Below are 13688 nucleotides of genomic sequence, written 5' to 3'. Positions count from 1 at the left end.
GGAACCCGGCCCCGGCGCACACCATCGCGCCGTGCGCCACGGACCGACCGGTCAGAAGCCGCAGCGGTCGCCGCCGTCGACGAAGCCGCGGCGGAAGGCGTCGAGCAGCTCGAAGTCCGACAGCCCGGCGGAGGCGACCACGGCCGGGTCGCCGGCGTAGCGCAGCAGGGCCAGGGCGGCCTCGTCGACGTCGCCGGGTGCGAGCTGCCGCGCGCCGTCGACCTCGCCGAGGAAGGTCTCGCGGGTCAGCCAGCCGGTCGCGCACGCCGCGGCGGACACCGCGGCCGGGCCGTCGAGGGTCAGCCCGCGCTGGTCCCGCACCGCCAGCGCGTAGGGCAGGGCCAGCAGCGCCGGCACCGCGAAGTCGCCGACGTCGTCGTGGGCCGGTGCGAGCAGGCCGGCGGAGTCGTAGCGGACCGAGCCGTCCGCGGGGCAGTACAGCAGGTCGGCGTCCTCGTCCCGGCCGGTGCAGGTCCCGCCGTCGGCGGCCCGGACGTCGGGCTCGGCCAGGCGCCCGCCGAGCGCCTCGGTGCCCGGGAAGCCGGTGCCCGTCGCCTGCTCCCAGAACGCGTCGAGGACGTCGTCGCTCGCCGCCACGACCTCGCCGTGGGTCCGGTCCCCGGCGTCGCGGGCCGGGTCGGACTCCTGCTGGGTGTAGAGCCGTGACTCGTCGAAGGCGGTGCAGACCCGCGCCCCGTCGGCGTAGCCCTCCTGGAAGGCCGAGAGCTGGTCGAACAGCGAACCGTGCGCGTCCTCGGCGTCGGGCGGTGAGCCCGGGGGGTCGCCGAAGTAGACGTAGCTCAGCAGGTAGGGGTCGAGCTCGTCCGGACGGACGGCGACGTGCGCGGCGTTGCCGTCGACCACCCAGCGCGTCCACGCCCCGGCGAAGCACTCGGCCTGGGTCTCGGCGACGATCGAGGGGGCGTCCAGGCCGGCCTGCGCCTGGACGGCGTGCGCGATCTCGTGCGCCATGGTCTCGGCGACCATGAACGGGCCGTAGTCGCGGGCGAGGCCGGCCAGCCACGCCCGGTCGTAGACCACCGCGTCGTCGTCGCCGCAGTAGTAGGCGTTCTCCGCGAGGTCGGCGAGGTCGTCGGAGAAGCAGTCGCCGCCGGGCAGGTCGGCGGGGTCGGTCTCGTCCGGGTCGATCGACCAGACGCCGCCGTCGACCCCGTCGAAGTCGGCGCCGTACAGCTGCGGGGAGGTCTGCTCCCACCAGGTGAGCACGTCGGCGACGGCGTTGCGGGCGATCCGGTCGGTCTCGTCGCCGGACTCGGCCAGGTGCACCGGGACGTCGGCGTCGGTGGCGTCGGTGCGCGGCCCGCCGCCGGGCCCGGTCGCCGTGCCGGCCACGACGGCGGTGCAGCCGGACAGCGCCAGACCCGCGGCGAGCAGCAGCCCGGCGGCGGGGCGGGCAACGCGCACGGCAGGCCACCTCCGGTCGGGGGACGGCGCGGGCGGCGTCCGGGCTGGGCGGCAGGAGGCTGCCCCGCCCGGTGGCACCGGGTCAACCGGGTCGTCCCCGCCCGCGCCGCGGACCCCGCTACGCCGCCGAGGGGTACGACCGGATCGCCGTGACCAGAGAGCAGCCGGCGTCCCCGAACTCCTCGACGACGAAGCCGAACTGCACCAGCAGGGTGGCCAGCGTCTGGTTCATCGTCCGCTGCACGGCGGTGTCCAGCGCGGCACCGCGCACCTGGAGGACCGCCATCCGGTCGTGCTGCCGCCAGCTGACCAGGATGCCGCCGCGCAGCGGCTCGGGGGTCAGGCACACCCCGCCCGGCAGCACGTCGTCCCGGTCGGCGCCGGAGCAGTCGTGCAGCGGCAGGCCCGCCTCGACCAGCGCCGCGGTGACCTCGACGACCAGCGTGGTCAGCGCGTCCTCGTCGGTGAGCAGGTCGTCCCAGTCGTCGGCGAGCCGGTCGAGCTGCTCCCCGAGCTCGGTCAGCCACGCCCGGTCCTGCGGCGAGGGGCGCCGGGCGACGGTGCCGTCGTCGCGCAGGGTGCCGTGGACGGCGCGGGCGTCGCCGTCGAGGCCGCAGGACACGGCCGCCCACTCGGCCTCGACCCGGTCGGCGTAGGGGCCGGCCAGCGCCGCCGGGGCCGAGGGGTCGCCCTCGCCGTCGGTCAGCCACCACGCCGTCGGCGCCCCGGCGTCGGCGAGCCGGCGGCCGGCGGGGTGCGCGGTGGGGGCGGGCGCCGGGTGCGGGGCCAGGCCGACGGCGCCGCGGACCTGCGGCGCGCCGCCGGGAGCACCGTCCGCGGGAACGGGGACCGGGCCGGGCACCGGGACGTCGACCCGGACGGCGGCCGCCTCGCCGCCGGGACCGCCGGCGTCGGCCGGGGCCGGCGCCGGCTGCTGGGCGCGGACGCGGTTGCGCTCGAACTCGTACTGGGCGGTCGAGGCCCGGCCCAGCGCGACGACCAGCCCGGCCATCGCGACGAACCCCAGGACGGCGACCACCGGCCAGAGGAGGACCGGGTCGTTCACCACGCGCACCAGGAACGCTGGGGGCCGGAGCCCCAGGCGGCGGCCCGGCGGACCCAGGCCCGGACGGTGGCGACGACGTCGACCGGCCGGCGCGCGGGGGCGAGCCGGCCGGGGAGGTCGTCGCACGGATCGGTGGCGGGCTCGAGGCCGAGCAGGGCGACGAGGTCGGCGATGCCCAGCCCGTCGCCGGCTGCGACCGGGGCGGGCAGCGACGGTGCCGGTGGTGCGGGCGCGCTCACGGTGGGGTTCCTCCCGGACTGACGTCCCGGCCGGGGAAGTGCCGGTGACGTCGGAAGCATCGGGCCTGCGGGCCCGCGACGGTGCCCGCCGGCGCCACCCGCGGCCGCGGCGTCACGCGATCGTTGTGTCCGCCCTGGTCAAGGCCCGGTCACCGGCCGTTGCGGCCGCCGTCATGTCGACTCGCCGTCGGTTCCCCCGCGTGGCGCGGTGGGCGGGCCGTGCGGTCGTCCCCGGACGGGCGGCGCGGCCGCGGCGTGTCGCCGCCCGGTCAGCCGGAGGGCGTCGTCCGGTGCGGCGCGCCGCTGCGGTCGTACGTCGTCCACTCCCCGGTCTGCCGGCCGTGGTCGGAGGAGCCCGACCGCAGCCGGGTCCCGTCGAGCCGGAACCACTCCCGGTACCCGTGGGGCTGCCCGTCGACGACGGGGCCGCGGGCCGCGGCGACCGTCCCGGTGCCGCTCCCCGTGCACGCCGTCGGTGGACTCGGCCCGGGGCACCGGCACCTTCGTCGGGGACCGCCGGAGGGGCAGCCTGCCCCGCGGCACCGACGGACCCCGGGAACGCCACAGGGACGCCGTCGCGGTCGACGGCGTCCCTGTGGACGTGCGTGCGGTCGTGCCTCCCGCAGGGAGGCGCTCCCGTCAGTCGGCGTAGCGGACCACGTGGCCGCCGGCGTCGCCGCCGAGCGGGGTGACCTCGAGACCGCGCAGCCAGAGGACGTCGGCCAGCGCGCGGTTCATGACGGCCTGGACGGAGATGTCGGCGACCAGGCCGTGCACCTGCTCGACGCTCATCCGGTCGTGCTGCCGCCAGCCCACGACGACGCCGTCGAGGCCGGGCTCGGCGGCCAGGCACGCCCCGCCGAGCGCGCTGCCGGCGCCGGTGGCGTCCCACAGCGGCAGGCCGGCCTCGGTCAGCGCCGCCGCGACCTCCACGACCAGGGTGGCCAGCCGGTCCTCCTCGCCGAGGGCGGCGTCCCAGTCCTCCGGCAGCCGCTCGAGCTGGTCGCCGAGATGGGCCAGCCACGCCAGCTCCTGCGGCGAGGGCCGCCGGTGCAGGCCGCCGTCGGGCCGGCGCAGCCCGTACACCGGGCGCAGGCTGCTGCCCTCGTCCACCGCGTGCCCGGCCGCCGCCCAGGCCGCGCCCGAGCGGTCGGGGAAGGGCCCGTCCACCAGCCGGCCGGAGCCGAACTCGTCCTCGCTCACCAACCACCAGCCCAGACGCGCCTCGCCGTCGAGCCGGACCTCACTGCTGCGCAGAACCACCGTGTCCACCGTTCGTCCCGTCCATGGGGGCCGTCGAGGGGAAGTGCGACGGCGACCGCGACCACCGGGGAAGGGCGGTGCGGGTGGTGGAAACGTAGGGCGCGCGGAGCCCGCCGCACGGCCGCGGAGGACCCGCGGGACACGGCGTTCCCGGATCGTTGCGAACGCGCTGGTCCGGGACGGTGACCGGCCCCGCCAACCGCCCACATGTCGACCGTGTCACGCTGCGCGGAGCGTGGGGATGTGCCGAAACCGCGCGGTGACGCCGGTTCGGCTCAAGTCCCCGGCGCGTCCCCGGGGACCGGCCGGGTGGACGGCGGGCGGGCGCGCTGCGCAGGATGGCGGTGCCCGGCCGTACCGAGCGGTACCGGCCCGCGGGCACACGGGAGGCGGCGGGATGACGGCGGGGTCGACGGCACGCGGCACGGTGCGCTGGGCCGCGACGCACGGGGTGATGCGGCTGGCGATCCGGGCCCGCGCCCGCGCCGGCAACCCCGACGCCGAGGTGCTCCGCGACCCCGCCGTCCGGGAGCACCCGTACGCGCACTACGAGCGGCTGCGCCGTCCCGCGCCGCTGGTGGGCGGCGCGTTCTCCAAGGTCAGCGTCCACCACGCCGTGTGCACCGAGGTGCTGCGCAGCCCCGACTTCGGGCAGATCGGCGGGTCGCGCACCGAGGGCCTGCCGCCGGTGCTGCGGGCCGCGCTGCGGCTGGCCGGCCCCCGGCCGAGCGTGGGGCCGATCGACGCGCCGTCGATGCTGGCCGTCGACCCGCCCGAGCACACCCGCTACCGCCGGCTGGTCAGCCGCGCCTTCAGCGCCCGCGCCGTCGCCCGGCTGCGCGAGCGCACGCGCTCGATCGCCGACGAGCTGCTCGACGACCTCGAGCACGGCCCCGCCGCGCCCGGCGGGCCGGTCGACCTGGTCGCGCGCTACGCGAGCCTGCTGCCGGTCACGGTCATCTCCGAGGTGCTCGGGGTGCCGGTGGGCATGCGCGAGCAGTTCCTCGCCTGGGCCGACGGGGCCACCCCGAGCCTCGACATGGGCGTGTCCTGGCGCACCCACCGCGAGGTGGAGCGCAACCTCGCCGAGCTCGACGCCTGGTTCCGCGGGCACCTGCGGCGGCTGCGCCGCGACCCCGGCGAGGACCTGCTGTCGGCCCTCGTCACCGCGGCCGACGACGACGGCAGCGCGCTCACCGAGCGGGAGCTGCTGGCCACCGCCGCACTGGTGTTCGGCGCCGGCTTCGAGACGACGGTCAACCTGGTCAGCAACGGCGCCGCGCTGCTGTTCGCCCACCCCGACCAGCGCCGCCTGCTCGCCGCGGACCCCGCGCTGTGGCCCAACGCCGTCGACGAGGTGCTGCGGGTCGAGTCACCGGTGCAGCGGACCGGGCGGCGGGCGCTGCGCGACACCACGGTCGCCGGCGTCCCGGTCCGCGCGGGCGACCTGGTGATCCTGGTGCTGGCCGCGGCGAACCGCGACCCGCTCGTCTTCGCCGACCCGCACGTCTTCGACGTCACCCGTGCCAACGCCCGCGACCACGTCGCCTTCTCCAGCGGCATCCACTTCTGCCTCGGCGCCGCGCTCGCGCGGATGGAGGGGGAGGTCGCGCTGCAGGCGCTGTTCGAGCGGTTCCCCGACCTCGCACCGGCGGGGCCGTCCCGCCGCCGCGGCACGATCGTCCTGCGCGGCCACGAGGCCCTGCCGGTGGTCCTGGGCCGCGCCGCGCCGGCCCCGGCGCCCGGTCGCCCGCACGTCCCGGCCTGACCGCCGCGCCGCCGCACCCTGGTCACGCCCCGCCGTCCTGCGCCACGATGCCCCTGCCGACCGGAGCCCCTGCCGACCGGAGCCCCCGACGACCGGAGGACAGCCGTGACCGACAACGCAGCGCAGGTCGTCGACCGCCCCGATGCCTCCCGCTTCGAGGTGCTGGTGGACGGCGAGGTCGCCGGGTTCGCCGAGTACCGGCGGACGCCGTCGTCGGTGTCGTTCACCCACACCGTGATCGACCCGGCCTTCGAGGGCCGGGGGCTCGGGTCCGTGCTCGCCCGGCGGGCGCTGGACGCCGTCCGCGCGGAGGGCGGGGCGGTGCTCCCGTTCTGCCCGTTCATCCGCGCCTGGATCGAGCACCACCCCGACTACCTCGACCTCGTCCCCGCCCACCGCCGCGCCCAGTTCAGGCTGCCCGCCGACCCCCGACCCGAGGTGACCCCGAGATGACCCAGACCCGCGACCTGGCGGCCCTGGACGCCGAGCGCGACCGCATCCGCGCCGCGCACCTCAGGCCCGCCGACGAGCGCCCCGCCTCGACCGCGCGCGGCCTGCACCACACCGCGCTGATCAGCAGCGACGTCGAGCGGACGATCCGGTTCTTCCAGGACGTGCTCGGCTTCCCGCTCACCGAGCTGATCGAGAACCGCGACTACCCCGGCTCCTCGCACTTCTTCTTCGACATCGGCCACGGCAACCTGCTGGCCTTCTTCGACTTCCCCGGCCTGGACGTCGGCCCGTACGCCGAGGTGCTCGGCGGGCTGCACCACATGGCGATCAGCGTCGAGCCCGAGCGCTGGCAGGAGCTGGTGCAGCGGCTCACCGACGCCGGCGTCGAGCACGAGGTCCACAGCGGCGTCTCGGTCTACTTCCGCGACCCCGACGGCGCCCGCATCGAGCTGATCGCCGACCCGCTCGGCGAGATGTACGGCTCCACCGTGCTCTGATCCCTCACACCGCCGCCGCGGCGGGCACGGTCCGGGCGACCGTCGGGAACGAGCGGTCGCCGAAGAGGACGCGGCAGGCCGCGGCGCGGCCCGGCGGCGTGCGCAGCAGCGCGAACGCCGCCGTCGCCATCGCGGGCGTGCGCACCTGCGCCAGCCCCCGGCGCAGCGCGAGCCGGCCCCGGAAGCGCCGGCGCAGCGCGGCTCCGTCGTAGTGCGCCAGCGCGTCGGACCGCCCGGCGCGCAGCGCGTCGTCGAGGACGTCGACGGCGTGCTCGGACAGCCGCAGGCAGGGGTCGAGGCCGCCGGCGGTGAGCGGGGAGACCGCGCCCGCGGCGTCCCCGACGAGCAGCCCGTCGGCACAGGCGATCCGCCGCAGCAGCCCGCCCACCGGGATCGGGCCCCCGCGCCGCTCGACGTCGCCGGCTACGGCCACGCCGGCCAGCCCGGGTGCCGTCGCGCGGAACCGCGCCAGGGCCCGGCGCAGGCCGTCGGGGAAGCGGTCGGCGTACCCGGCCACGCCGACGTGGGCGTGCCGGCCGTCGTCGACCACCCAGGCCAGGTAGCCGGGCGCGAGCGTGGGGTCGAGGACGCAGTGGAAGGCCGGCGGCCCCGCGCTGCCGGTGACCGGGAAGACCTCCTCCGCGCCCACCAGCAGGTGCGTGTTGCGGTCCAGGCCCAGGTCGCGGGCCACCCGGGAGCGGGCCCCGTCGGCGCCGACGACGAAGCGGGCCCGCACGCGCACCGGCCCACCGGGGCCGGCGAGCAGGCAGGTGCCGCCGTCCCGGCCGGTGTAGCGGGTGCCCAGGGCGATCCGCACGCCGGCGTCGGCGGCGGCGCGGGCGCCGGCGTCGTACAGCGGGCCCATGTCGCCCACCCGGTACTCGTCGCGGTCGCTGTCGAGGACCACCGGGCGGTCCAGCGCGGGCGGGTAGAGCACCGTCCGCCGGATGGGCGGGCCGAGGTGCTCCGTGGGCAGCGGGAAGTCGTCGAGCGTCTTGCGGACGAAGATCCCCGTGGTGCGGACGGCGCCGGAGAGCACGGTCCGCCGGTCGGCGAGCAGGACGTCGTGCCCGCGGCGGGCGAGCTGCGTCGCGGTGTGCAGCCCGGCCAGCCCGGCGCCGACCACCAGGACGTCGGCGTTCACCGGACGTCGTCCCGGGTGAACCGCAGCCAGCCGAGCAGCAGGGCGCCGGCGGCCCAGGCGAGCAGGACGGTCACCGACGACGTCCACGTCATCCCCGCCGGCTCGCCGCCGAAGAGCAGGAACGCCGCGCCGGAGCCGGGCAGCGCCTCGGCCAGCGTGGTGGCCCACGCCTGGCCGAACTGGGGCAGGACCAGGGGCAGGACCAGCACCAGCAGGAAGACCACCACGAGTGCGCCGGCGGTGCTGCGCAGCAGGGCACCCAGCCCGACCGCGAGCGCGGCACCGGCGGCCACGACGAGCGCGACGGTGCCCACCGCGTCGAGCCCCTGGTCGACCGGCAGGGTGAGGTCGGGGTGGGCCGCGTGCGCGGCGAGGGCGGAGGCCAGGGCGAGCAGCACACCCGCGACGGTGGCCGTGCCCACCGCCACCGCCGCGCGGGCGAGGAGCAGGAGGCCACGGCGGGGCGTCCACTGCAGGGTGGGCACGATCCCGCCGGTGGCGTGGTCGGCGGTGACCGCCGTGAGGGCCAGGCCGAGCAGCGCGAACTGGGCGGGCATGACGAAGGCGGTCACCCCGGGCCAGACCGGGTCACCCCCGGACGACACGGGGTCGGCGGCCGCCTCCACCCCGGCGACGACCCCGAGGCCGACCAGGACGACGGCGGCCGCCAGCAGGAACCACCAGCTGGTGCGGACGGTCCACAGCCGGGTCCACTCGGCGGCGCAGGTGCGGGCGAGCACGCGCCGGGCCGGCACCCGACCGGCTCCGCGCGCCAGGACCGCCGTCACCGGGCCACCCCCGCGGGCGCCTCGTCGCGGCCGGCGTACTCCACGCTGCCGGCGGTCAGCGCCAGGTAGGCCTCCTCGAGGGACTGCCGGACCTCCGACAGGTGGTGCAGCGGGACCTGCGCGGAGGCCGCGACCTCGCCCACCTCCTCGGCGCCGATCCCCTCGACCTGCAGCTCGTGCGCGTCGACCTGCTCGACGGCGGCTCCACGCGCCCGGAGCCCGGGGAGCAGCAGGTCGGGCCGGGCACACCGGACCCGGACCCGGCGACCACCGAGGCCGCGCAGGAGCTCCGCGGTGGTCGTGTCGGCGACCAGGCGGCCGCGGCCGACGACCACCAGCCGGTCGGCGGTCTGCTCGACCTCGCTCAGCAGGTGGCTGGACACCAGCACGGTGCGGCCCTCGTCGGCGAGCCGGCGCAGCAACCCGCGGATCCAGCGGACGCCGTCGAGGTCGAGGCCGTTGACCGGCTCGTCGAACAGGAGCACGCCGGGGTCGCCGAGCAGGGCCGCGGCGATGCCGAGGCGCTGGCGCATGCCCAGCGAGTAGCCGGCGATCCGGCGGCGCGCCGCGGCGCCCAGCCCGGCCTGCTCGACCACCTCGTCGACGCGGCGCCGCGGGATGCCGTTGGTCCGCGCGGCCACGCGCAGGTGGGCGCGGCCGGTGCGGCCGGGGTGGACCGCGCCGGGGTCGAGCATCGCCCCGACCTCGCGCAGCGGTTCGGCCAGCGCCGCGTACGGGCGCCCGTTGACCAGGGCTGTCCCCGCCGTCGGCCGGTCCAGGCCGAGCACCGCGCGCATCGTCGTGGACTTGCCGGCCCCGTTGGGACCGAGGAAGCCGGTGACCTTCCCCGGCTCGACGTCGAAGGTGAGGTCGTCGACGGCGAGGACGGCGCCGTAGCGCTTGGTCAGCCCGCGGACGGTGATCACCGGTGGGCCTCCTGGGCGGCCTGCGGCGCGTCCTGGCCGTCGGGGACCCACTCGAGCAGGTCGCCGGGCTGGCAGTCGAGCACCCGGCACATCGCCTCGAGGGTGCTGAAGCGGACGGCCTTGGCGCGGCCGTTCTTGAGGACCGCCACGTTGGCCGGGGTGAGGCCGACCCGGTCGGCGAACTCCCCCACGCTCATCTTCCGCCGGGCCAGCTCGACGTCGATGCGCACGACGATGGGCATCAGATGACCGCTTCCATGTCGGTGCGCAGTGCCGTGGCCTGCCGCAGCAGGGCGCGCATCACCACCATGAGCAGCCCGACGACGGCGCCCACGAGCAGCAGCACCAGCAGGATCACGAACAGCGCCGCGTCGTCGCTGACGCCGTCGACGATGAAGTAGTAGACGCAGACCCAGGTGCCCAGGAGCATCGCCCACCCCGCGGCCATCGCGCCGACGATGGCGTCGACCCAGGGGAAGGCGCCGTCGCTGAAGATGCGGTCGGTGGTGACCAGCGTCAGCAGCTGCCAGGTGCACACGATGACGACCTGCACGCACAGCAGCGCGAGCACCGCGGCGGCCGTCATCACCCACCGCACGACCGACTGCTCCAGCGAGGGGTCGGCCAGGTCGGGGACCATCCGGGGCACCGCCCACGCCTGGGCACCCACCAGGGCGAGGAAGACCACCGCGAGCAGGACCCTGAGCGGTCCGACCGCCCGACGCACCGTCTGCATGCCGCCGACTGTCACGGATGATCTATCGAATGTCAATCGATAGGCATCGTGTCGCGATGCGTTCACCCCGGTGGTGTGATCGTCGTGCCACCGGACCGGACGGCCGGGAACCGCGACGACGGAGAGGGGCCCGGGGGCGGGGAGTCCGCACCAGGGTCCGCGGGATGAACGGGGGCGCAGGCCAGAAGCGCAGGCCCTGGCTCAGGTGGGCGCTGGTCGCGGCCGACCTCGTCGCCGTCCTCGCGGTCGTCGGCATCCTCGCGACCGGGCAGGACGGCGCGGACGAGCCCGCCGCCACGTCGACGACGACGCCGCCCGGCGGGAGCCCGTCCGTGGTGCCGGCGCCGTCCGGGGGTGAGGCACCGCCGGTCGCGGAGGTCGGCGACGTCACCGAGGAGCTGCGGACCGCCGCCGGGGGCGCCGTGTGGGGCGCGGCGATCGTCTCCGCCGAGCGGACCGAGCCCGGCCGGGTCGCGGTCCGGACCAGCCTCGTCGACCCCGGCAGCGGGGCCGGGAGCCCGGAGGCGCAGCAGGCGGTCGCCGTGTGCGAGGGCACGGTCGCCTGGCTGCAGGGGCACGGCATCGCCGACCCGTACGTCGACGTGCAGGACGCTGGCGGCACGAGCCTGGTGCTCCACGGCCACCCCGACCTGCCCGCCGGGGAGTGCACCGAGTACTGACGCCGGCCCGCGCCGGGGCGACCACGCGGCCATTACTTAGGCCAGGCTAACCTCGCCTGGTGTCTCATCGTCCGGCCCCGCTGCGGCCGTCCCGTCTCGTGGTTCCCCTCGCCGTCCTGGCCCTGTCAGCAGGTCTGACCGCCTGCGGCGGGTCGGAGGACGGCTCCGCACCCGCCGCGGGATCCTCCTCGTCGGGCGCCTTCCCGGTCACGATCGAGACCAAGTACGGCACCACGGAGATCCCCGAGGAACCGCAGCGCGTGGTCACCGTCGGCTTCAACGACCAGGACTTCGTGCTGGCCCTAGGCGTGACGCCGGTCGGGGAACGCGAACTCCTGGGGGACTACGACGCCACGACCCGCCCCTGGGCGGAGGACCTGCTCCCGGCGGAGGACGTCCCGACCGTGGGCGGTGAGGAGATCGACCTCGAGGCCGTCGCCGCCCTGGAGCCCGACCTGATCGTGGGCGTCTACTCCTTCATGGACCAGACGGTCTACGACCAGCTGTCCGGCATCGCGCCCACGCTCGCGCAGACCGACGAGTACGCCGACGGAGCCACCCCGTGGCAGGAGCAGACGCTGCTCATCGGCCAGGCGCTCGGCCGCGAGGACGAGGCGCAGCAGCTGGTCGACGACGTCGAGGGCCGGTTCCAGGAGGCCGTCGACGAGAACCCCGGCTTCGCCGACCGCTCGCTCGCCGTGGACCTGACCGGTGTCGGCTCGGGCCACTACCTGCTCGGCCGGGACGACCTGCGGACCCAGTTCTTCAGCGACCTCGGCTTCACCGTCCCCGACGCCAGCACCGACGTCAGCCAGGAGCGGCTGGACCTGCTCGAGGCCGACGTGCTGGCGGTGAACGGGTACGACCAGGCGGACGCCGACGCGGACCGGCTGTTCTCGGTCCTCGACGTGGTGACCCAGGGCCGCACGGTCCTGCTCGGCGGCTACTCCGGCGACGTGTCCGCCGCGCTCGGCTTCGGCAGCCCCCTGTCGCTGCCCTACCTGCTGGACGAGGTGGTTCCGGCCCTGGCCGCTGCCGCCGACGGCGACCCGTCCACCGCGGTGCCGGCCCTCGGCTGAGCGCTCGCGCTCCGGCGCGACGCCTCCGGCGCGGTCACGCCCAGTCGGCCGCCGTGAGACCGTCGGGGTGCCCGGCGGGCCACTGGACCAGCTCGATCCGGTTGCCGTCGGGGTCGGTGATCCAGGCGGTCAGGAAGTCCGCCGAGTCGTCGGGCGACGTGGGGTCCGCGACCTCGATGCCCTTCGTCCTGAGGTCGGCGACCGTGGCGTGCATCGACTCCACCGAGACGACCAGGTGGCTGAGGCCGCTCCCCCGGTCCCCGGGAGCCCCGGTGGGGTCGAAGACGAGCTCGATGCGCACCACGTCGTCGTCGGGCAGCTTGAGCATCGTCAGATGTCCGACCGGGGTGTCCGGCACCCGGCCGACCACCTCGTAGCCGACGGCGGTGTAGAAGGCGAGCGCCCGCTCGGGATCGGCGACCCGGAGGCCCACGTGCAACGTCCTCATCGGTCCCCTCCCGCGTCCGACGTCGGGAGCGGTCGCCGTATCCGATAGCGGAGGTGCAGGACCCGGTGTTCCGGATCGGCATCGGCGGCGTTCAGCTCGCGGGTCAGCTCCAGCTCGGTCCGCTCGGCGGGCAGGTGGTCGAACAGCCGTCGTCCGCCGCCGAGGAGGACGGGGACGACGTGCAGTTCCATCTCGTCGAGCTCACCGGCCCGGAGCAGCGCCTGGGCGGCGCCGGCGCCGAGGACCAGCACGTCGGCGTCACCGGCGGCGGCGCGGGCCTGCGCGGCGCAGGCGCGGACGTCGGTGACGAAGCGCACGCTGCCCGGGGGAGGCTCCTCCGGCACCTGGTGGGTGAGCACGAAGACCGGGACGCCGTCGTGGTGGTCGCCGTTCCAGTGGCCGGCGTGCTCGTAGGTGCGGCGTCCCGAGACGACGGCCCTCGTCGCCATCGACTCGGCGAACACCTGCCCGTTCGGTCCCGGGTCGAGTCGGTGGTCCAGCCAGTTGAACAGCCGGAAGCCGCCGATGCCCATCGGCTCCTGCGGGCTGTCCTCCGGCCCGACGACGAAGCCGTCGAGGGACACGGTCATGTCCAGCCGGATCGACTGGGTCCCGACGCTCATGTGGTTCCGACCGACACCGGACACAGGACTCATCGGGCGTTGCGCCGCGGAAGCGGACGTCGCAGCCTCCGGTGGGCCCGTGGGGATCGAACCCACAACCCGCGGATCGGAGCTCTGAGGGACACCGTTCGGGGTCGTTCACTCCGTACAGAGTCGCAGGTCAGCACGGTCACGAGACCACAACGACCGATGCCGGACGACCATGAACGGTCTGCACTGGCACACAAACGGCACCACAACAGAACGGCCCCGCCAGGAGAAGCCACACCGTCCGGGGCCTCCCCACCCTGAGCAGGAGGACGCGGACCCACGTTCCACGGTTGCTGTCGACGGGTCCACCCGGCGGGATCGTGCAACACGCCGCTGGAGACACGCGAGCAAGGGTCCTCGGGCCCTAGGGCGACCGCCGTACCGTCAACAGCCCCACGGTCAGCCGGACTCACCGGTGACGGAACAACCAGCGAGCGGGGAGGTAAGCAGATGCGCGGCTACAGGTGGGCTTGATCGGCAGGTCACTGCGGGGCCCCACTGTCTGCATGACGGCGGGGCCCCG

General features: G+C 76.2%; 16 protein-coding genes. 5 read left to right on the top strand and 11 right to left on the bottom strand.

The genetic code is table 11. The annotated features are described in order from the left end of the window. Positions 1-51: 51 nt before the first annotated feature. From ACI79O_RS19125 to ACI79O_RS19110, 4 genes are all read right to left on the bottom strand, one after another. A complete protein-coding gene (locus tag ACI79O_RS19125) occupies positions 52-1425 on the bottom strand; it encodes a neutral zinc metallopeptidase (protein WP_456914932.1) in 1374 nt (457 codons plus the stop codon). 118 nt (positions 1426-1543) lie between these two features. Then, positions 1544-2491, bottom strand: coding sequence for a hypothetical protein (locus tag ACI79O_RS19120; RefSeq protein WP_456914931.1), 948 nt, complete (start codon positions 2489-2491; stop codon positions 1544-1546). Beyond that, on the bottom strand, positions 2488-2730 hold the full coding sequence (locus ACI79O_RS19115) for a hypothetical protein (protein WP_456892347.1): 243 nt from the start codon (positions 2728-2730) through the stop codon (positions 2488-2490). The genes ACI79O_RS19120 and ACI79O_RS19115 overlap by 4 nt, the downstream gene beginning before the upstream one ends. Before the next feature lie 639 nt (positions 2731-3369). Beyond that, positions 3370-4002, bottom strand: coding sequence for a hypothetical protein (locus ACI79O_RS19110; RefSeq protein WP_456873831.1), 633 nt, complete (start codon positions 4000-4002; stop codon positions 3370-3372). 388 nt (positions 4003-4390) lie between these two features. On the opposite strand from ACI79O_RS19110, the gene ACI79O_RS19105 reads away from it, so the two are divergent. Genes ACI79O_RS19105 through ACI79O_RS19095 form a run of 3 tightly spaced genes read left to right on the top strand, consistent with a single transcriptional unit; the run spans position 4391 to position 6711 of the window. Next, positions 4391-5761, top strand: a complete 1371-nt coding sequence (locus ACI79O_RS19105; protein ID WP_456892343.1) for a cytochrome P450 — start codon at positions 4391-4393, stop codon at positions 5759-5761. Between the two features lie 18 nt (positions 5762-5779). Further along, on the top strand, positions 5780-6214 hold the full coding sequence (locus ACI79O_RS19100) for a GNAT family N-acetyltransferase (protein ID WP_456914939.1): 435 nt from the start codon (positions 5780-5782) through the stop codon (positions 6212-6214). Further along, entirely contained in the window at positions 6211-6711 is a 501-nt protein-coding gene (locus ACI79O_RS19095; RefSeq protein ID WP_456892341.1) for a VOC family protein, read from the top strand. Before ACI79O_RS19100 ends, ACI79O_RS19095 begins: the two co-directional genes overlap by 4 nt. A 4-nt stretch (positions 6712-6715) precedes the next feature. Here ACI79O_RS19095 and ACI79O_RS19090 read toward each other — a convergent pair whose 3' ends face one another. Genes ACI79O_RS19090 through ACI79O_RS19070 form a run of 5 tightly spaced genes read right to left on the bottom strand, consistent with a single transcriptional unit; the run spans position 6716 to position 10305 of the window. Next, complete coding sequence (locus ACI79O_RS19090) at positions 6716-7855, bottom strand: FAD-dependent oxidoreductase (protein WP_456914929.1); 1140 nt, start codon at positions 7853-7855, stop codon at positions 6716-6718. Next, entirely contained in the window at positions 7852-8610 is a 759-nt protein-coding gene (locus ACI79O_RS19085; protein WP_456892337.1) for a hypothetical protein, read from the bottom strand. Before ACI79O_RS19085 ends, ACI79O_RS19090 begins: the two co-directional genes overlap by 4 nt. A 29-nt stretch (positions 8611-8639) precedes the next feature. After that, the gene (locus tag ACI79O_RS19080; protein ID WP_456914928.1) at positions 8640-9569 is read right to left on the bottom strand and encodes an ABC transporter ATP-binding protein; all 930 of its coding nucleotides are present in this window, start codon (positions 9567-9569) and stop codon (positions 8640-8642) included. Then, complete coding sequence (locus tag ACI79O_RS19075) at positions 9566-9811, bottom strand: helix-turn-helix domain-containing protein (protein ID WP_456873825.1); 246 nt, start codon at positions 9809-9811, stop codon at positions 9566-9568. Before ACI79O_RS19075 ends, ACI79O_RS19080 begins: the two co-directional genes overlap by 4 nt. Continuing rightward, positions 9811-10305: a DUF2975 domain-containing protein gene (locus tag ACI79O_RS19070; protein ID WP_456873824.1), complete on the bottom strand. Its 495-nt coding sequence runs from the start codon at positions 10303-10305 to the stop codon at positions 9811-9813. The genes ACI79O_RS19075 and ACI79O_RS19070 overlap by 1 nt, the downstream gene beginning before the upstream one ends. Positions 10306-10469: 164 nt before the next feature. Here ACI79O_RS19070 and ACI79O_RS19065 point away from each other — a divergent pair, with 164 nt between their 5' ends. Continuing rightward, on the top strand, positions 10470-10985 hold the full coding sequence (locus ACI79O_RS19065) for a hypothetical protein (protein WP_456914927.1): 516 nt from the start codon (positions 10470-10472) through the stop codon (positions 10983-10985). Positions 10986-11044: 59 nt separating this feature from the next. Beyond that, positions 11045-12064, top strand: a complete 1020-nt coding sequence (locus tag ACI79O_RS19060) for an ABC transporter substrate-binding protein (protein ID WP_456892331.1) — start codon at positions 11045-11047, stop codon at positions 12062-12064. A 34-nt stretch (positions 12065-12098) separates the two neighbouring features. Here the strand turns inward: ACI79O_RS19060 and ACI79O_RS19055 are convergent, their stop codons facing one another. Together ACI79O_RS19055 and ACI79O_RS19050 are read right to left on the bottom strand one after the other, a co-directional pair. After that, on the bottom strand, positions 12099-12512 hold the full coding sequence (locus ACI79O_RS19055) for a VOC family protein (protein WP_456892329.1): 414 nt from the start codon (positions 12510-12512) through the stop codon (positions 12099-12101). Next, a complete protein-coding gene (locus tag ACI79O_RS19050) occupies positions 12509-13135 on the bottom strand; it encodes a dihydrofolate reductase family protein (RefSeq protein WP_456892328.1) in 627 nt (208 codons plus the stop codon). The genes ACI79O_RS19055 and ACI79O_RS19050 overlap by 4 nt, the downstream gene beginning before the upstream one ends. Between the last annotated feature and the right edge of the window lie 553 nt (positions 13136-13688).

It is taken from the genome of Geodermatophilus sp. SYSU D00696, assembly GCF_054050235.1.
Note: the sequence above shows the minus strand (reverse complement) of the source record. Positions and strands in the feature narration are given on the sequence as shown.